This window comes from Alteromonas sp. S005, from assembly GCF_036864475.1.
Lineage (GTDB): Bacteria > Pseudomonadota > Gammaproteobacteria > Enterobacterales > Alteromonadaceae > Alteromonas.
This window is the reverse complement of sequence record NZ_JAZETN010000005.1, coordinates 109142-127172: the sequence shown is the minus strand read 5'-3', so window position 1 is coordinate 127172 and position 18031 is coordinate 109142. Positions and strand designations below refer to the sequence as shown.

Sequence of the window (18031 nt, the reverse complement as noted above, 5' to 3'; positions counted from 1 at the left end):
CCTTTCAGACTCGTTACTTAACCCTATATTAGTAGAGTTTTACGCGACGTGCGTTTTCACGAGCTAGCTTCTTAAGATGACGCTTTTTAGCGGCAGCTTTCTTGCGCTTGCGTTCCCAAGTTGGCTTTTCGAAGAATTCACGACGACGAACTTCAGAAAGAACACCTGCTTTTTCACAAGAACGCTTAAAACGACGCAGCGCCACATCAAACGGCTCGTTTTCTCTAACTTTAACGATAGGCATTAAACACTCACCTCAAAACTTTTACTGTGTAAATCCGGGTAAAATTGTGCGCTAAAAAGGCCACCCGGGTTAAAAATGGTGCGAAATTCTAATCATATCTACAGAGAAAGTAAAGGATGAATTGCCAAAAAATAGCCAATATTGTGCATTTACCGTTCATTTACCTGTTCACTGGCATTCCATGAATGCAGGATAAAAGGTAAACTCTGCGCTCGTTAAGCGCCGCGTTGTTTAACTCGGCTTGTATAAGCGCCCTTTTCAGAATGCTTTTTGCTCATGTTTCTTCTGATAGATAACTGTGATCAAAAGTAGAAAGCAAATGATCCTGAACAGGGTAGTGTTATGATCGCGCCGGGATCATAAAGATGATCCCGCCAGATCGCCAGAATTATTTTCTCAGTTTTTGATATTCGCTTAACTAATTATTATTCACAATATTGTAGTGAGTAATTTATATATTAGACAGCATTGCTATATATCCAAAAGCTCGGTATTGAAGTTAGTAGTAAAAAGGGTTGCTCCCCATGCGTATTTTAGGAATAGAAACATCTTGCGACGAAACTGGCATCGCCGTTTATGACGATGAAAAAGGTTTGCTGTCGCACGAACTATACAGCCAAGTGAAGCTGCATGCGGATTATGGTGGTGTAGTGCCTGAGCTCGCCTCTCGAGACCATGTGAGAAAAATCATTCCCTTAATTGAAAAAGCCATGGAAGATGCGAATACCCAGCCGTCAGATATTGATGGTGTTGCATTCACTCAAGGCCCAGGATTGGTAGGCGCCCTTTTAGTAGGTTCATCGGTAGGGCGTTCATTGGCCTATGCGTGGAACGTACCTGCGGTGGGTGTTCATCATATGGAGGGGCACCTGTTAGCGCCTATGCTTGAAGAGGACGCACCTGAATTTCCTTTCGTTGCGCTTTTAGTGTCAGGTGGTCACTCGATGCTGGTCAAAGTGGAAGGCATTGGTCAGTATGAAGTGCTTGGCGAGTCTATTGATGATGCCGCAGGCGAAGCTTTTGATAAAACCGCTAAGTTACTTGGTCTTGATTACCCTGGCGGCCCACTCTTGGCAAAATTGGCCGAAAAGGGCGAGGCGGGACACTACAAATTCCCACGTCCAATGACCGACAGACCAGGCTTAGATTTCAGCTTTAGCGGCTTAAAGACCTTTGCAGCGAATACCATCCGTGATGCTGACTTAACCGGTGGTGATGCTGAGCAAATCAAAGCGAATATTGCGTACGCATTCCAAGAGGCTGTAGTTGATACGCTTATTATAAAATGTAAGCGAGCATTAAAGCAGACAGGAATGAAACGATTGGTTATTGCTGGCGGTGTTAGTGCAAATACGATGCTGCGCAGTGAGATGAAAGCCCTAATGCAAGAGCTAAAAGGTGAGGTGTTTTACCCTAGCTTAGCGTATTGTACAGATAATGGTGCCATGATTGCTTATGCGGGCATGCAGCGTTTAAAAGCGGGGGAAACCTTGGCTTTGTCTTCTCAAGCCAAGCCGCGCTGGCCTCTTGATACCTTGTCAGCAATTTAAAAACGCCCAGTGAGTTTCAAATGATGTTTTAAAGCCGATATAGATTATCGGCGTACGCATAAGATGTTTACAAAGTAGATATAAAGCATAGCAAGCGCCCAACATAGACAAGCAAAGAGTAAAGGCAATGGGAGCGCATTCCATTGCCTTTTATTTTACCAAAATGAACATTGAGTAAGGACGTAAAAAACCATGCGCTTAGCAACAGACGGAACAAAACAAAATGCACCGCTATTCCATTTAGCGTTGTCGTTATTTATTTCGCTTGCCGTTGCAGCGCTCGCCGCATCCAATGCATTTGCATCAAGCAAGTCACCCTTGAATGCACCTGTACAAGACCTTAAGCAAGAAAAGCAGGAGCAGCAAGATCAATATGTCGTGCTCATTTCTCTTGATGGATTTCGCCACGACTATATCGAATTACACAACGCGCAACACCTTGCTGCTATTGCAAAGCAAGGGGTAAGAGCGTCGTCTATGACCCCTGTTTATCCGTCAAATACCTTCCCCAATCATATTTCGCTGATCACAGGGCTGCTTCCTAAACACCACGGGATTGTGAATAACCGTTTTTATGACAAATCCCGCCCTTCAAAAGAGGGGTATGCAAAGTATCAATTAGGTTATGGTCGTATGGACAGCACGTGGATTACGGCAACACCGCTATGGAACTTAGTGGAATATCATGGCATGAAGGCAGCGACCTTCTTCTGGCCAGAGTCTGACGCACGCATATCGGGTGCTTCTCCGACTTATTTCTATCACTATTCTAAATATGCTGATTACCAGATGCGTATTGATCAGATCATCAACTGGCTAAAATTGCCTGAGGTATCGCGCCCTCGCTTTATTGCGGGTTATTTTTCGCTTACCGATTCGGTAGGACACGATGAAGGACCTTTTGCAGTTAAAACCAATGACGCGGTACAAGAAGTAGATGCACTTATCGGTCAACTCTATAAGCGCATTAATGCATTAGATTTGCCCGTAAATCTGGTAGTGGTGTCTGACCACGGCATGACGCCTATTGATGAAAGCCAGCTTATAGAGGTTGAGTCTCTATCCATTCCTGATAGCTTCATTATTGAAAATGAAGGGGCGCAAGTGCACCTTTACGCCAGAGAAGGCGTGTCAGATAAACAAATTACCGACGAAATAGAACGTCTTACCCATATAGCCGAAAACCGCTTCATTGTGCTCAATGATACCCAACGCGCTCAGCGGCACATGGAAGTAGGAAACAGAACGGGCGATATAATTATTGAAATTGCGCCACCAGCCCGTTTCAAAAACGCCAACAGTATGCATATGAGCAAAGGTGGCCATGGCTACGTAAATACGTTACCTGATATGGGAGCGACCTTTGTTGCAATGGGGCCGGCGTTTAAAACGAATACTACTATACCTACATTTAGCAATTTAGAGGTTTATCCTGCCCTAGCTAAAATATTAGGTATCAAGCCTGTTACGCCTATAGACGGTAAGCTCAACGTACTGCAACAGGCGCTTACTCTTTAACCTTTCCTTTATCCCACACTTTGCTTTCATTGCCTGCTAACAGGCGGGCAATATTATCTTTATGCCGTAAAACAATAAGCAGCGAGAGCATTGCCACGGGCACGGTATACAAAGGCTTAATTAAAAATGTAAAAAATGGTGCTAGCGACACAGCAATGAGAGCGCCGAGCGAAGAATAGCCAGTAAGGAAAACCACTACCACCCAGCTTAGAACAAGCAACCCGGCTAAATCGAGCCCAATAGGCAACATGGCACCAAAGGCGGTAGCGACGGCTTTACCGCCTTTGAAGCCAAAATAAAGCGGAAATATATGACCTAAACAGGCAAAGATAGCAATTATGCCAAGCATTATTGGTTCTATACCCAAAAAGTAGCTGCCGTAAACGGGAATAGTGCCTTTCAAAATATCCATAACAAGTACAAGTAGCGCAGGAATACGGCCACCCAAGCGATATACGTTAGTTGCTCCAGGGTTTTTAGAGCCAGCGGTTCGTGGGTCGGGTAAACCAAATAATTGGCTTATAACCACTGCACTTGATAGTGAACCGAAGAGATAGGCAACAGCAGCCATTAAAAGCGTTAGCGAAGTCATTTTTTCATTCTAATTTTCAAAAGCGGTTTAGAAGCACTACCTTGTATCAGGTTTAACTTCTCTTGCAGGAGGTAAAAGGCTTATGCCCTATTAAATTACAAAACCTTGGTTGCCCCCAGTTGTCATACAGCGGTATAGTTGTGCCACACAAGCGTAAAGCTACTCCATCCAAACGCGATATACCACCGTTTACGAGTAATATGTGGTTGAAAGCGCAGTAGTAAGACCAGTATTGAAGCCAGAGAGCAGGGCGATAAACTGGTTTGATAACAGACAAGATGAAAAAATTCCATGGGCAAAATTTATATTACAGGGCTTGAAGTAGACACCCTGATAGGTGTTTATGATTGGGAGCGAGTAAAAACCACTCAGCTACTTCTCGATGTAACACTTGATGTTGACTTAAGCGCAGCAATGAAAAGTGATGACGTTGCTGATACGGTAGATTATGCCAAAGTAGCTGAGTGCATCGTGGAAGTAGGTAAAGAAAGCACATTTGAACTACTTGAGGCTTTCGGAAGCAAGGTTATGGATACCGTACTTGCTCATTTTTCGGCTGCGTCAATAACACTTAAAATTGTTAAGCCTAATATTCTTCCTAATGCACAGACCGTTGCCGTTGAAATGCGAAAAGAGCGCAACTAATGCCTGAACATACCATTTTAATCAGCATTGGTTCTAATATTGAGCGCGAGCATTACACTAGACAGTCTTTGGTCGCATTAAAACAACACTTCTCTGATGTCTCAGTGTCTTCTGTTTATGAAAGCGAAGCTGTAGGCTTCAACGGCAGCCCTTTTTATAACGCTGCCGCACGGGCGACAACATCAAAAAGTATTGAAGAGGTCTGTGCCATTCTTAAAGCAATTGAGAAAGACAATGGAAGAGTGCATACCGATAAAAAATTCTGCGCTAGAACCCTTGATCTCGATTTGCTTACCTATGATAGTAAGGTAACCACATCCCCTGTGGTTTTGCCTCGCGAAGAGATTTGTTACAACGCGTTTGTGCTTTGGCCGTTAGCTGAACTTGTTCCCGACGACATTCACCCTGAAACGCAAGAAACCTATGCCCAAATGTGGCAAAACTTTGATAAACAGAAACAGCAATTATGGCCAATTGACTTTACTTGGAGTTAAGCAAAGGAATGACACTTTTCGAAATCATTATTTTAGCAATTATTCAGGGCGTAACTGAATTTCTTCCAATCAGTAGTTCTGGGCATTTGCTGCTACCCGCTGAGCTTTTCGGTTGGGTAAGCCAAGGTTTGGCGTTTGACGTAGCAGTACATGTGGGAAGCCTTCTTGCGGTTATGATCTATTTTCGTCAAGAAATAGGACAGATGACAGTAGCATGGGTGACTCAAGGGTTCAGCAAGCAGCAATCTACCGATAGCAAACTTGCGTGGTACGTTATTGTAGCGACTATTCCGGCGGTCATTATTGGCTTTTTGATGAAAGGGTGGATAGAAGACAATGCACGTACAGCATTGGTAATCGCGGGTACCACCATCATTTTCGGTTTGCTTTTATGGTATGCCGATTCGACAGCAAAGCGGGAACAAGAGCTTGAAGGCCTAACGTTAAAACAAGCTATTTATATTGGCTTAGCCCAAGTGTTAGCGTTAATTCCGGGGACATCTCGTTCGGGAATAACTATGACTGCTGGCTTGATGCTAGGACTCAAGCGCGAAGCCTGTGCGCGCTTTTCCTTTCTGTTGTCGATACCTGTGATTCTAGGGGCGGGGTTGTTAGCCACCTTAGATTTACTTAAAGCAAATGAAGCAGTCGACTGGTATGCATTGCTATATGGCGCAGCATTTTCATTCGTAAGCGCCTACCTTTGTATTTACTTATTCCTAAGCTGGATATCCCGCATAGGTATGCTGCCTTTCGTTATCTATCGCTTAGCGTTGGGCGTAATACTTCTATGGTTTGTTTTCGCATAAGACTAGGCTTTTTAGCCAAATAAAAACACTGTAATTAAGACTTTGTTATTGCGCTAGCGGGAACCATCTTTAATCGTTAACGCAATAGATAAACACCTGATTAAAAAGGAATGTGAGACATGGCAGAAACAATTTTTGATAAAATTATGAGCAAGGAAATTCCAGCAGAGATTTTGTACGAAGATGAACTGGCGCTGGCGTTTAAAGATATAAATCCTCAGGCTCCGACTCATTTTCTAGTTATACCGAAAAAGCAAATTGCCACGGTAAATGATATTGCTGAAGAAGATCGCGAAGTAGTGGGTCATCTATCATTGGTGGCTGCAAAGATCGCAAAAGAGCAAGGGTTTGCCGATCAGGGTTACCGTTCCGTCATGAACTGCAACGAATACGGTGGGCAAACTGTATATCATATTCACCTTCACGTATTGGCAGGTAAACCACTAGGTTGGCCTCCGTATACTGAGAATATGAAGCAACACGTTGAGTAACGTTTTCGCTCAAAGATAAAAAATGCCGCCCTTTTATTTAAAGGGCGGCATTTTTCTTTGCACTGCAAATAAATGCGGTAGATAAGTGAAATCGAATGGCTTAGTCAGCAAGCCCTAACACTTTCTTACCTTGATTAAAGTGAATATCAACCGGAATGCTTGCTGCTTCTAAACGTGCGAGATCTGACGCGAGGTCTGGCTCAATCACGCCCATAGTTTCTACGAGTTCTGCAACGCCGTCGTAATCGCCGTCACCTTGCAAGGTAAGGATTAACTCTGACAGCGCTTCTACAGCAGCCCCCATCTTCTCCATGTTTACGCGATACATGCCGTCTTCTACTTTTTCAAAGGCGCCTTGCTGTGCAAAGAAATTAAAACGAATCATGTTCGCTTTGCCGTGAGCAGAGCTTGCTCCAAAACGCACAGAACGGAAAATTCCAGCCATAAAGGTGACGTAATAATCCTCTAGCGTACCTTCGGTAATTTCACCTTTCTCTAGAAGGCTTTGTACCATGTATAAACCTAAAATATCAGCTTTGCCTTCTTCAAGAGCTGAGGCATGTTCTTTAAGTGCGCCGCGAACGGTACCCGAACCGTCTAGGGTATTTTTAATGCCAAGACCGTGAGCCACTTCGTGAAACATGGTGTTGGCGAAAAAAGCGTCGAAGGTAATGTGTTCACGTTGCTCTGGTACAATTAACGTGTCTGCAATAGGCACTAGTATAGTATCGAACTTTGCACGCATCGCGTTTTTAAGTTGAAGACGGCGGGTTCCCTTTTCTAACTGCACGCGCTCGTCATTGGGCAGGTTAATCGCAATGGTTTTGCTACCAGCATTAGAATGGCCTGCGTAATAAATAACGTCATACGCATTAAGGTCTGCATCAGAGCCTGGCATTTCAGCTTTGTAAGCATCAGCAACAGGAAGCCCTTGCTGAAGCTCAGGTAGGAAAGCTGCGTACTTAGCAAGCTTTTCACTCCACGCTAAATCTTTAATAAGCACATAAGCTTCAAACGCTGCGCGGTAGCCAAAAAGTTGATCTTCATAGCTTTCAATAGGACCGATAACCAGTTCTACAGGGTTGGTCTTCATATCCATCCAAGCCATGTCAGAAGCAAGATAGTCGTTAGACAACAATGCCTCAGAACGAAGCTGTAAGTATTGTCTAAAGCTTTCGTCTTCAGCAAGTTCAGACGCTTTCTTCAGCAAGTCAGATGCTTTCATCAATTCGTTTTTAAACGCTTCAGAGTAAGGTACAGAATAAAGGTTGCCCGCTTCATCGCGCTTCACCATAGAATACAAGCCTTGTTTGTCTTCAAACTCAGCCGTAGCAAATTCTTCCTTTTCCATATCGTGAGGATAAAACTCAGCGCCTAAGGCTTTGTCAGCATAGCCACTAATAAACGGTGTATCGCCGTTAAGTCGATCCCAAGGACCATAGTTTATGGCCGCAAAATGACGCACTTTTTCGTCGCTAATTGAAGAAAGGAAGGTATCTTTATCTTCAAAAAATGCCTGCTTCCAAAATAGGTCGTCCATAATTTTTGACGCATCGATTAAAAGCGAAAGCATTTTATGCTGGTTTTCACTAAGGTGTGATAGGTCGCTGGTAAGGTCTACACCGTGATAAATAGACAAGCGAGACTCGTCTACCAGTAAGGTTTGCGCTGTATCGGTTTCAGGCTTTGCCGTTTGAGTTTGCGTTGTATCGGCGCTTTTGCTGCAGGCGGTCAGCATAAATAGCCCAGCTACTGCCACAGCTATAGGCGAATAAGTTGAAGTCATTTTTTTAATCATAAGGTTTACCGTGTCGTTTTCCCGTATTGATTTAAGTATGTGGGGAGGTGTTTGCGTAACTCACTATAGCTATGCTTTTGATTTTATACAAAAGTATGAAAATTATTTGCTTAATATCAATAGTGGTTTGCTGCTTGTTGTCTATACTTTGTTTTAGCTCTTATGCTTTTGCTGTCATCGAACATCCGCATCGAGCTTATCTTTTTTAGTTGGCCGAAACTACAGAGCTACTATAGTATGGTGATTGAAATACCATAATAAAACAATAAAGGGTTTGTATTTTAGCGTGCAGCACAGTGGTTTATGTGAATGAGCGCAGGTAATGCAACGTTAGTCAATCTATTTGGCCCATCAATTTGATGATGACTAAATAGATAACAGATAACGCAAACTATCGCCTTATCAAGGCAATTTGGAATTTTCTAAGGGTAGAAATATGTCTACACAGAACGCGCTTTCAACTATCTTGGTTGAAAAAATAAACAATGACACACTGGTCCTTCCTACACTTCCTGCTATTGCTTTGAAAGTCCGTAAAGCAGCAGATGATCCTGACATCAACCTTAATGCTATGGGCGAGGTAATAGGACAAGACCCATCGCTTAGTGCAAGAATGATAAAAATTGCAAACAGTGCTTATATGGGTCGCAGTGTTAAAGTAACCTCTATTAGCCAGGCGGTTACCCGTATCGGCCTACGACAAATCAAGAACATTTCTACGGCACTGGCAATGGAGCAGCTGTTCGTATCTAAAAACGATGTAGTAGCTCGTTATTTGCAACAGGAGTGGGCGAACACGGTAAATATAGTTGCCAGTGCTATGGCGGTATTACAGCTTTACGTAGCTCGCACCAAAAAGCGGGAAATGAGCATGGATACTATGACTCTAGCTGCATTGGTTCATAATATTGGCGTACTGCCAATTTTAACCGAAGCAGAACGTCACCCTGAGGTTTTTGCTAACCCTTCTTTCCTTGAAGTGGCAATTGATAAACTAGCGGGCCGCATTGGCGCAAGCATAATGAAAGAATGGGGCTTCGGCGATAACTTCGTTAATATATCCAAAAACTGGAAAGACTTAAGCTACCTTCCTGACGAGCTGGGGTATATTGACTTTGTTCGCGTAGGCGCAGCAGTCTCGGGGGCGGCAGGTAGTCAAAAAGATGCGATGCTAAACTTAGCTATTCAGCGTGGTGTGGTCGAAGACATGGGCGAGCTTCACTCTGATGAGTTCGAAGAGCTCACAAGTGCCGCGAAGCAAATTTTCTTATAAGCAGTTCAGCTACCCCCAGCTTTACACAGTAATGTTAGGCCGATACAGAAGTGAATCTTCAAAACGTATCGGTCTTTTTGTTATGTAAGTTAGTTATGAGTACAGCGCTAAATAAGCAACACTAGGCGTTAGCAGGCTTCTTTTGAACATACAGCAATAACAAACCTAGACCCAATCCCCACACGGCGGAAGTCATGGAATATAAGCTAAATCCTGACGCGGTGCACAACAAAGTAAGCAATGCAGGAGCTCTGTGAGTTTCTACTTCCATAGCGCGAACCACAGCCCCTTGAAGCGTGGCTAGAAGCGCTAGTCCAGCAAGTAGGTGAATAATAATACTGGGCATGCTAACAAATAAAGCAACGACCACTGACGCTAATAGCCCCATAAGCAAGTACGCTGCGCCAGCCACCATGGCAGCTCGATAGCGCTGTGACTTATCACTATCCGCTTGCTCACCCATGCACAGTGCTGCTGTGATTGCGGCTAGGTTAAAGGTGAAACCTCCAAACGGTGCTAATAGACCTTGTACAATCGCAATACCCGATAAAATAGGCTTGTGATCTGGCGTATAGTCATGGGCGTGATGAATAGCAATACCAGGTAAATTTTGAGAGAGCGTAGTTATAAGAAAAAGGGGAAAGGCTAACCCAATAGTGGCACTTAATGAGAAAATGGGCGTTACCCAAATGGGCTCTGGAAATGCAACTATTGATGACAACTCTGTTGCCAATTGTGGCGTGGGCATTGACGAATCGCTCGGTAAAGAGAGTAGCCCATCTGAACTACCCAATAATAAGCTTATGGCTACAGACATAACCAATAATAACAACATCAGATAGCGGGGAAATAGTCGGCTTCCTATTAGGTAAGCAGAAATAAATAACGCGACTAAGTGGGGCGCTTCGTTGACATCGGTAAATATAGCAAGGCATATAGGCAAGAGGATACCGGCCAAAAGTGCAGATGAAATTGCCGGGGGAATACGGCTAATTTGTTTAAGCAAAGTACGGCTTTGCGCTGTTATAAGTGAAAGCATTGCGCATATTACAAATGCACCTATGGCTTCGCCTAAACTATAGTCGCCAATACTGGTTAACAAGAAAGCGGCTCCAGGGGTCGACCATGCAGTAACAACGGGGAGTTTAGTCAGCCACGAAAACAAAATACAGGTAATGCCCATTCCTAGCCCGAGCGCCAATAACCAGCTTACTACCACAGCGTCGCTCGCACCGGCTTTGCGCGCTACATCAATTATAATAACAACAGAGCTGCTATAACCAACGGTTACGGCAGTCAGCCCAGCGCTAATATGGCTTATCTTCAATTTGCTCATGAAAATACCTTTGATTAAATAGTGAACTGAATTTTGTTGAGCGACAAAAACACTTCTAGTTTTTGTCGAAGTCTTCGCGCTTATGGAGTATGCTATTCAAACTGCTTGTGCGCTATAACGTACAAATTGCAACTTACCATCTGTGCGTTATAGCGCACAAGTGGTTTGGTAGTATTTGTGAAAAAATAAAAGGCCCTAATCGAATGTCAAAAGCGAATGCACAGCCTTCTGCCATCTCAAAAAGTATTGCAAAACATCTGCAATCTGTCCGTAAAGGGCGAGGGCTCTCCCTTGATAAAACCGCACAATTGACGGGGGTATCGAAAGCTATGTTAGGACAAATAGAGCGGGGTGAGTCGAGCCCTACAATCGCAACTTTATGGAAGATAGCGACAGGACTTGAGTGTTCATTTTCTTCTTTTTTATCCAATGACGATGTTGAGCGTTCTTCTCAACACGAGGATAACAAGTTTGCTAATGACCCAAATGTATCAATAAAAACCTTATTTCCGTTTAATTTAATAACCCAGTTTGAAATGTTTGAGCTTTGTTTGAAGGACTTTCATGAGCAGCACTCTTCTGCGCACCAGGTAGGTGTAACTGAACACATTCACGTATTACAAGGAAAGTTGGGGGTTTTGCAAGAGGGGCAGTGGCACACTTATCAGGCGCAAGAGCAATGTATATTGCGTGCAGATCAACCCCACGGCTATCGAGACGAAGTAGGGGAAACGCGCTTCATTGTGGTAATCCATTATCCGGCTTAAATCGATCGAGCAATTTATACGAACCGCTCCGCAGATTTATGAGGCGCCTCTTATACTTAAGCGACGCCTCTCATATTTATGCTCGCTTACAAACTATCGTCGTTAAGATTAAGCGCACCACGAAGGAAGTTCAGCAACGTACAAATTTCCGCTGACATTAGCGCAAACTCTGCATCAAGGCGCGCCTCAACCTGATCTTTTGGTACGTCGTCAGTTTCTTCTTTAATACGGTCTGTGAACTTTATACGCTTAATAGCGCCATCTTCACACATAATTGCCGTTAGGGTTTCTGCATATTCAAACGCGATTTTTTGTACCAGTTTACCGGCATCTAGGTGAATACTAATTTCTTCGCTATCTAGCGGCTGGTTCTTACAACGAATAACGCTACCTGTATCATCGGTAGACTTAAGTTCAGCTTCTTCAAGTAGTCCAACGCCTTCTGGTGTTGACTCAGTAACCCAGTGCGTAAGTTCGCTTTGAAGACTTCTGCGCGTAAAGGGTACTACTGGAAGTGAACCTATGGCCTTTCTGACCATAGCCAGAAAAGCTTCGGCTTTGCCGTCAGATGACGCATCAACCACCACCAAGTTGTCGGCAAGTGAGATAAAACCGTGGGTGTAGGTGTTCTTTGTAAAGGCCTGTGGCAGCAGGCGGGTTTGGATTTCTTGCTTAAGGTCTGCTTTGGCTTTTTTGCCAACTGGTGAACCCGTTTCCATTTCAATTTTAGCTACCATTTCGTCAAGCTCGGCATTGACCACAGCACTGGGCAAGATCTTTTCTTGCTTCTTCAGCGTTATCCAAAAACGCTGTTGAACAACATGAAACATAGTGCCTTGCTTACCAGCCTGTGAAAACGGAGAGGCAAATCCCATGGTTGCCAAATCTTGACTGCCGCACGGGCGGAAAGCATGCTCGTTTAAGACTCGCTCTAAATCACCCTCGTCTAGCGATAGCGGCTGAGTAATTTGATAGGCTTTTACATTTTTAAACCACATAGTGTAAGCATTCTCTTGATAAAAATAGGGCGCAAGCGTACCAACGTAAGGCTTGCGGCGCAATTGAATAAAAGGTTGTTAGATACTTGAAGCTGTTAAGTGCTTCCCAGATTAAAAATACTAAAAAGGTTACGCACTTCTTTTGGGAAAACGAATGGTGTACTGCAAGCCATTGCCGAGTGTGCTATCTGCTTCAATGTGGCCTTGCAGCGACTGGGTAACCAAGTTATACATAATATGTGTGCCAAGACCGCTGCCACCTTGTCCTCGTTTGGTGGTAAAGAAAGCATCAAATAATTGACTTAATTCTTCTTCACTTAAGCCTCTGCCGTCATCTTTGTAGTAAATAACAACATTATCGCCTTCTTCTTTTACATCGAGAGTAATCTTGCCGGCATTTTTGCTTTCAAAGCCGTGGGTAATCGAATTAACGACCATATTTGTTACAATCTGAGCAATAGCTCCAGGGGCACAGGTTACAATTAAGTTATCCGGGCAGGTCAGATTAATCTGATGGTCTGTATGCTTAAAACTTGGCTTTAGAGATTGAATAATTTCGTTGATGTATTCGCCTAACACGAACTCACGCTCGGTTTCGCTAGTTTGGTCAACAGCCACTTGCTTAAAGCTGGCGATAAGGTCTGATGCGCGCTCTAGGTTACTTAAGAGTAAAAGCGCAGTCTGCTCGGCTTCGTCAATAAAGCTTGCCATATTTTTACTGGTCAGGCTTTTATCTTCAAAATCAGTCTTCAGGTTGTTTAGTCGCTCTTGCAGAAAACTGGCTGCGGTAACGCTTACGCCTAACGGTGTATTCACGTCGTGTGCAATACCGGCCACAAGGCCACCAAGTGAAGCCATGCGTTCTGACTCTACTAGCTGCTCTTGTGCTTGGTTAAGGGTGTCCATTGAACTCGCGAGTTCTTGGTTACGTTTGCGAAGCTCTGCTTCTATGTACTGGCGATTTTCATTTTCTTGGCGAAGTTCTCGCTGGTGGGCAATAAGTTCGTCTTTTTGCTGTTCTAAATCCAGCATGATTTGTGACAATGACGCAGTTTTCTTTGCAACTTCCTGCTCTAAAATAAGGTTTTGATCATCTAATTTTTTATTGGCAAGCGTTAGCTCGCTTTGCGCATCTTTAAGCTTGTCATTTGAAACGATAAGATCGTCAATAACATTGTTGTATGACTCTTTGAGTTGCAACAACTCGTTGTCATCATCCAATTTGATGTTGAATTTACTCTCTGCGGGGTGCTGTGGGTCAAAATTGCCCATTTGCTCAGTGATGGACTGTAAGGGCTCAGAGAGCATGGTGCGAAAGGCTGTCATAAACAAGAAAACGAGGAAGGTTGTTTTCACTATCGCGTTGCCGATAAGAAAGAAAACACCCACTTCAATACGGCTAAATATAGTATCGAAGCTTGAGTATAAAGTAACATCGCCTACGGTGGACTCTCGGCCAGAGAATTTGAAAACTAATGGAAAGCTATAGCTAAAAACGCCACCGGAATGATCCTCGATTAGCTCTTGATCGACGGGCGCTGGAGAGCGCTGAACTCGAATGCCGTATTCCGCAATATAGTTGCCATTTTCACCTCGAACTTGAAGCCCCTCTACGATAGGCAGTGACATTAACCCTTCGGAAATGGCACGTACTTGATCATTGTTCAGCTCCCACAGCGCGCGAGTTAGGCTAGAGGAAAAGGTGTTTTTTAACGTTTGAAGCTCGCTTTCGACGTGATTTTTCGTGCTGAGGTATTCAGTGAAAATCTGTCCTACAGTCACAAGAAGCGTGAGCGCAAAGTATACCGACAATACCCTTGCTAAGAGCTTCCTTGATAACCCTGTCTTGACCGCAGCCATAGAAAAACACACCCCTGTTACTTCAGACTTTTTATGATAATCACACTTATGGCAAGAGCACTATTTTAAATGACATAAATGTAGATATTTTTGACAATTCAAGAATATGCGCAATTTTATGAATAAACAAGATTCTATGTATAAACTTTGGACGAAGCGTGTTTTATAAACGTATTAAACTTGACACATTAATGTAATCGTTTTAATAAAACTGTCACAGACCACATTAATAATAACGGCGTTTATAAATGAGCAGGAATATTACGATGTCTCGTACAGTGTTGGTGGTTGAGGACGAAGCGCCTATCCGTGAGATGCTTAAGTTTGTACTTGAGCAATCTGGTTTTAATATTATTGAAGCCGAAGATTTCGACATCGCGCAAGAAAAAATTTGCGAGCCTTACCCAGATTTAATCCTACTGGATTGGATGCTACCGGGGGGAAGCGGTGTTCAGCTAGCTAAAAGTTTAAAACAACACGAGTTTACTCGTGACATTCCCGTCATCATGCTTACCGCCCGTGGCGAAGAAGAAGATAAAATTCGCGGCCTGGATGCAGGAGCCGATGATTACGTGACTAAGCCCTTCTCGCCGAAGGAACTAGTGGCAAGAATTAAAGCAGTAATGCGCAGAGTTACGCCCACATCAAACGAAGAGCCGATTGAGTTTAACGGACTTAAACTTGAGCCTGTATCCCATCGCGTTATGGCTAATGAAGAGCCATTGGATATGGGGCCGACAGAGTTTAAGCTATTACACTTTTTCATGACTCATCCAGAGCGAGTATATAGCCGAGAACTTCTTCTTGATAACGTGTGGGGCACCAATGTTTACGTTGAAGATAGAACGGTAGATGTACACATACGACGCTTGCGCAAAGCTATCTCTCGCCACGGACATGATGCTATGATCCAAACCGTACGCGGTGCGGGTTATCGTTTTTCTACTAAGCTTTAATAAGACGTAGTGTTTAGGGAGTGGTATGACGCCATTTCCTTCACGCCTGTGCGCCACCTTAACGCGCCCCTTTTTCCATTTTCAACAACGCGAGCTATTTCATGTATTACCCGTTCTCTTGGTTGAGAAGTACTTTGCGCTTAGTGCTATTCCTTGTGGTTTTTGCGCTGGTAGGGTGGTATCTGGATGATATGTTATTCGCTGTCGCCATTGGCGCGACTTTGTTGCTGTTGTTTAACTACTGGCACCTTTATAAGCTGAATCGCTGGCTGTGGCACAGCCGCAAGATGTCTCCCCCTACTGTACGAGGCGTATGGGAGCATATTTATGAAGGTATTTACTATCTTCAGCGTCGAAACCGCAACAAGCGTAAAGAACTTGGCGAGTTAGTAAAACGCTTTAGAGAGGGTTCGGAAGCCCTACCGGATGCAGCGGTAGTGGTTGATTCAAAGGCATGTATTATTTGGTGTAATCGCCTTGCACGCTTAGATCTAGGGTTAAAATGGCCTCAAGATTCAGGCCGGCGTATAGACAACCTGCTACGTCACCCTGAATTTATTCAGTACTTTCACGCGGGTAACTACAAATACCCTATTGAAGTACCGTCGCCGACTAACCCCAATAAAACCTTCGAATATCGAATAATGCCTTATGGAGATGAGCACCTCCTTTTAATTGCGCGAGATATAACGCGAGTGTCTCAACTTGAAGAAATGCGTAAAGACTTTGTGGCAAACGTATCTCATGAGCTTCGAACGCCACTTACGGTTATTAATGGGTATTTAGAAATCCTTCCTGTTGATGAAGCGTCAGACCCGTTTATGCACAAAGCGATGAAAGAAATGACATCGCAAACGCAACGTATGCAAAACTTAATAGAAGATTTGCTAGTACTATCGCGTATTGAAGCAAGTTCAGAACGTATTTACGAAAATGTAGTAAATATTCCTGCTGTGCTCTCTCAAGTAGAAAGGGAAGCGCAGGCCCTTAATAAAGAAAAGAGCCACACTATTAAGTTTCACATTGACGAAGAGTTGTTTGTCTTTGGCGTAGAAACCGAACTGCGTAGTGCCTGTTCTAATTTGGTGTTTAACGCCGTTCACTACACCCCTGCTGGTGGTGAAATCAATGTATATTGGCGTCGCAGTGCGAGCGGCGCCCAGTTTTCTGTAGTAGACAATGGTGATGGCATTGAACAGAATCACCTTAATCGCTTAACAGAACGCTTTTACCGTGTGGATAAAGCACGTTCCCGTAAAACCGGTGGTTCGGGCTTAGGGCTATCGATTGTAAAACACGTGCTAAGCCATCATAATTCCCGCCTTGAAATAAGCAGTATGTTGGGCGAGGGCAGTAATTTTTCTTTCGTGCTGGATAACGAGTTAATTGCAGAACAGCTGTAACTTTAAGAGGCAGTCAACTTTGGTGAGCAAGTGTCATAACATAGTGAATGGACTATACCGCGGTGTTATAAGTTTATTGTTGGCTGTAAGCCTGTTGTTACCACTAAAAATACTCGCTAAACCGCAGGTAGCTCAAAGTGCTTCATCAGCTCCAAGCACGTATCAAGTGCCGGCCTACGAACGCAAGCCTGGTGTGGCAGGGAAAATATCCTCAGTAGGCTCTGACACGCTGGCAAACTTAATGACTTTTTGGTCACAGGAGTTCAAAACTCTTTATCCTCAGGTCGGCTTCCAAATACAGGCATCTGGTTCATCTACCGCTCCGCCTGCGCTGATTGAAGGTACGGCTACCATAGGCCCTATGAGCCGGGAATTAAAACCTAGTGAAATACGCGACTTCACACGAGTTCACGGTTACCCGCCTACGGTATTAAAAGTAGCAATGGATGCCATCGCCATTTTTGTAGATAGGCGCAACCCGATTCCGGGTATGACCCTTGAACAAGTTGATGCTGTATTTTCTGAAACCCAGTTCTGTGGCAGCAATACAGCTATTACCAACTGGTCTCAGCTTGGCGTTAATGATATGGGCTACCGCTCTCCTATCAGGCTGTACGGTCGAAATTCAGTATCGGGTACTTACGGCTTATTTAAGGTGATGGCACTGTGCGATGGTGATTTCAAAAATACAGTAAATGAGCAACCAGGTTCTGCTTCTGTAGTACTGTCTGTGGCGAGCGGCACTGGCGCAATTGGCTATGCCGCATACGGCTATAAAACCGCAGGTGTTCGTGCTCTGCCTTTAGGTGAGTCGCTAGATAGCTTAATTCCTCTTTCTATTGATACGGTGCGTAACGAAACCTACCCCTTTGCACGGTTTCTTTATTTGGTGATAAATAAGAAGCCCGGCGAGCCTTTACCTACCTTAGAAAGGGAGTTTTTGCGCTATATCTTGTCACAGGAAGGGCAGCAGCAGGTGTTAAGAGACGGATATTTCCCCATTCGTGAAGACGTACTGGTTCGCCAACGCCGACTACTTGGTGAATGAAATGTGTTAAACCTTAACGACTGACTCACGTCCAACGATGTACATTTAACTTACTGTTTTCTCGTCACTGAGAGCAGGTATGAAACCCTTCCCATACCGCTTCTTGCTGTCATATTAACGTCACAAATTAAAGAGTTATAATCGCAATTGACCTGCTAATTGCAGTTGGAAAAAGGAGGTACCTAAGCAATATCATGCCCGCATTCATTGAGGTCATATAATCGTCATGCTGGTAAGCTATAGAAAAAT

At 43.9% G+C, this 18031-nt stretch carries 17 protein-coding genes; 11 read left to right on the top strand and 6 right to left on the bottom strand.

The genetic code is table 11. The features are described 5' to 3' along the window. Positions 1-28 precede the first annotated feature (28 nt). On the bottom strand, positions 29-244 hold the full coding sequence (rpsU, locus tag V7R55_RS08570) for a 30S ribosomal protein S21 (protein WP_012517258.1): 216 nt from the start codon (positions 242-244) through the stop codon (positions 29-31). Positions 245-768: 524 nt separating this feature from the next. Between rpsU and tsaD the strand changes: the two genes are divergently transcribed. Continuing rightward, on the top strand, positions 769-1794 hold the full coding sequence (tsaD, locus tag V7R55_RS08565) for a tRNA (adenosine(37)-N6)-threonylcarbamoyltransferase complex transferase subunit TsaD (protein ID WP_334059091.1): 1026 nt from the start codon (positions 769-771) through the stop codon (positions 1792-1794). Between the two features lie 192 nt (positions 1795-1986). Then, on the top strand, positions 1987-3312 hold the full coding sequence (locus tag V7R55_RS08560) for an alkaline phosphatase family protein (protein WP_334059089.1): 1326 nt from the start codon (positions 1987-1989) through the stop codon (positions 3310-3312). Here the strand turns inward: V7R55_RS08560 and plsY are convergent. Next, positions 3302-3904 carry a glycerol-3-phosphate 1-O-acyltransferase PlsY gene (plsY, locus tag V7R55_RS08555; protein ID WP_334059087.1) on the bottom strand — a complete coding sequence of 201 codons (603 nt, stop codon included), beginning with the start codon at positions 3902-3904 and terminating at the stop codon, positions 3302-3304. The genes V7R55_RS08560 and plsY overlap by 11 nt on opposite strands. A gap of 291 nt (positions 3905-4195) precedes the next feature. On the opposite strand from plsY, the gene folB reads away from it, so the two are divergent. From folB to V7R55_RS08535, 4 genes are all read left to right on the top strand, one after another. Beyond that, positions 4196-4549 carry a dihydroneopterin aldolase gene (gene folB / locus V7R55_RS08550; protein WP_334059084.1) on the top strand — a complete coding sequence of 118 codons (354 nt, stop codon included), beginning with the start codon at positions 4196-4198 and terminating at the stop codon, positions 4547-4549. Continuing rightward, a complete protein-coding gene (folK, locus tag V7R55_RS08545; RefSeq protein ID WP_334059082.1) occupies positions 4549-5043 on the top strand; it encodes a 2-amino-4-hydroxy-6-hydroxymethyldihydropteridine diphosphokinase in 495 nt (164 codons plus the stop codon). The genes folB and folK overlap by 1 nt, the downstream gene beginning before the upstream one ends. An 8-nt stretch (positions 5044-5051) precedes the next feature. Then, a complete protein-coding gene (locus V7R55_RS08540; protein WP_118490266.1) occupies positions 5052-5852 on the top strand; it encodes an undecaprenyl-diphosphate phosphatase in 801 nt (266 codons plus the stop codon). A 119-nt stretch (positions 5853-5971) separates the two neighbouring features. Continuing rightward, positions 5972-6343, top strand: coding sequence for a histidine triad nucleotide-binding protein (locus V7R55_RS08535; RefSeq protein WP_334059080.1), 372 nt, complete (start codon positions 5972-5974; stop codon positions 6341-6343). A 100-nt stretch (positions 6344-6443) separates the two neighbouring features. On the opposite strand, the gene V7R55_RS08530 is transcribed toward V7R55_RS08535, so the two are convergent. After that, positions 6444-8129 carry a dipeptidyl-peptidase 3 family protein gene (locus V7R55_RS08530; protein ID WP_438823587.1) on the bottom strand — a complete coding sequence of 562 codons (1686 nt, stop codon included), beginning with the start codon at positions 8127-8129 and terminating at the stop codon, positions 6444-6446. A 448-nt stretch (positions 8130-8577) separates the two neighbouring features. Between V7R55_RS08530 and V7R55_RS08525 the strand changes: the two genes are divergently transcribed. Beyond that, positions 8578-9414 carry an HDOD domain-containing protein gene (locus tag V7R55_RS08525; RefSeq protein ID WP_334059078.1) on the top strand — a complete coding sequence of 279 codons (837 nt, stop codon included), beginning with the start codon at positions 8578-8580 and terminating at the stop codon, positions 9412-9414. Positions 9415-9535: 121 nt separating this feature from the next. Here the strand turns inward: V7R55_RS08525 and V7R55_RS08520 are convergent, their stop codons facing one another. Next, positions 9536-10750 carry a benzoate/H(+) symporter BenE family transporter gene (locus V7R55_RS08520; RefSeq protein ID WP_334059076.1) on the bottom strand — a complete coding sequence of 405 codons (1215 nt, stop codon included), beginning with the start codon at positions 10748-10750 and terminating at the stop codon, positions 9536-9538. 203 nt (positions 10751-10953) lie between these two features. Between V7R55_RS08520 and V7R55_RS08515 the strand changes: the two genes are divergently transcribed. Then, positions 10954-11517: a helix-turn-helix domain-containing protein gene (locus V7R55_RS08515; RefSeq protein WP_334059075.1), complete on the top strand. Its 564-nt coding sequence runs from the start codon at positions 10954-10956 to the stop codon at positions 11515-11517. A gap of 86 nt (positions 11518-11603) precedes the next feature. Here V7R55_RS08515 and rdgC read toward each other — a convergent pair whose 3' ends face one another. After that, positions 11604-12515, bottom strand: a complete 912-nt coding sequence (rdgC, locus tag V7R55_RS08510; protein ID WP_334059074.1) for a recombination-associated protein RdgC — start codon at positions 12513-12515, stop codon at positions 11604-11606. A gap of 129 nt (positions 12516-12644) precedes the next feature. Next, positions 12645-14375, bottom strand: a complete 1731-nt coding sequence (locus V7R55_RS08505) for a sensor histidine kinase (RefSeq protein ID WP_334059073.1) — start codon at positions 14373-14375, stop codon at positions 12645-12647. A gap of 266 nt (positions 14376-14641) precedes the next feature. Between V7R55_RS08505 and phoB the strand changes: the two genes are divergently transcribed. The 3 genes from phoB (at position 14642) to V7R55_RS08490 (ending at position 17782) form a co-directional block, all read left to right on the top strand. Further along, positions 14642-15331, top strand: a complete 690-nt coding sequence (gene phoB, locus V7R55_RS08500) for a phosphate regulon transcriptional regulator PhoB (protein WP_118490259.1) — start codon at positions 14642-14644, stop codon at positions 15329-15331. Between the two features lie 101 nt (positions 15332-15432). Continuing rightward, positions 15433-16734: a phosphate regulon sensor histidine kinase PhoR gene (gene phoR / locus V7R55_RS08495; protein ID WP_334059070.1), complete on the top strand. Its 1302-nt coding sequence runs from the start codon at positions 15433-15435 to the stop codon at positions 16732-16734. 43 nt (positions 16735-16777) lie between these two features. Continuing rightward, positions 16778-17782, top strand: coding sequence for a PstS family phosphate ABC transporter substrate-binding protein (locus tag V7R55_RS08490; protein ID WP_438823586.1), 1005 nt, complete (start codon positions 16778-16780; stop codon positions 17780-17782). The last annotated feature ends 249 nt before the right edge of the window (positions 17783-18031 follow it).

Coding starts and splice junctions, on each gene's coding strand:
- rpsU (WP_012517258.1), bottom strand. CDS start 244: ATGCCTATCGTTAAAGTTAGAGAAAACGAGCCGTTTGATGTGGCGCTG.
- tsaD (WP_334059091.1), top strand. CDS start 769: ATGCGTATTTTAGGAATAGAAACATCTTGCGACGAAACTGGCATCGCC.
- V7R55_RS08560 (WP_334059089.1), top strand. CDS start 1,987: ATGCGCTTAGCAACAGACGGAACAAAACAAAATGCACCGCTATTCCAT.
- plsY (WP_334059087.1), bottom strand. CDS start 3,904: ATGACTTCGCTAACGCTTTTAATGGCTGCTGTTGCCTATCTCTTCGGT.
- folB (WP_334059084.1), top strand. CDS start 4,196: ATGGGCAAAATTTATATTACAGGGCTTGAAGTAGACACCCTGATAGGT.
- folK (WP_334059082.1), top strand. CDS start 4,549: ATGCCTGAACATACCATTTTAATCAGCATTGGTTCTAATATTGAGCGC.
- V7R55_RS08540 (WP_118490266.1), top strand. CDS start 5,052: ATGACACTTTTCGAAATCATTATTTTAGCAATTATTCAGGGCGTAACT.
- V7R55_RS08535 (WP_334059080.1), top strand. CDS start 5,972: ATGGCAGAAACAATTTTTGATAAAATTATGAGCAAGGAAATTCCAGCA.
- V7R55_RS08530 (WP_438823587.1), bottom strand. CDS start 8,129: ATGACTTCAACTTATTCGCCTATAGCTGTGGCAGTAGCTGGGCTATTT.
- V7R55_RS08525 (WP_334059078.1), top strand. CDS start 8,578: ATGTCTACACAGAACGCGCTTTCAACTATCTTGGTTGAAAAAATAAAC.
- V7R55_RS08520 (WP_334059076.1), bottom strand. CDS start 10,750: ATGAGCAAATTGAAGATAAGCCATATTAGCGCTGGGCTGACTGCCGTA.
- V7R55_RS08515 (WP_334059075.1), top strand. CDS start 10,954: ATGTCAAAAGCGAATGCACAGCCTTCTGCCATCTCAAAAAGTATTGCA.
- rdgC (WP_334059074.1), bottom strand. CDS start 12,515: ATGTGGTTTAAAAATGTAAAAGCCTATCAAATTACTCAGCCGCTATCG.
- V7R55_RS08505 (WP_334059073.1), bottom strand. CDS start 14,375: ATGGCTGCGGTCAAGACAGGGTTATCAAGGAAGCTCTTAGCAAGGGTA.
- phoB (WP_118490259.1), top strand. CDS start 14,642: ATGTCTCGTACAGTGTTGGTGGTTGAGGACGAAGCGCCTATCCGTGAG.
- phoR (WP_334059070.1), top strand. CDS start 15,433: ATGTATTACCCGTTCTCTTGGTTGAGAAGTACTTTGCGCTTAGTGCTA.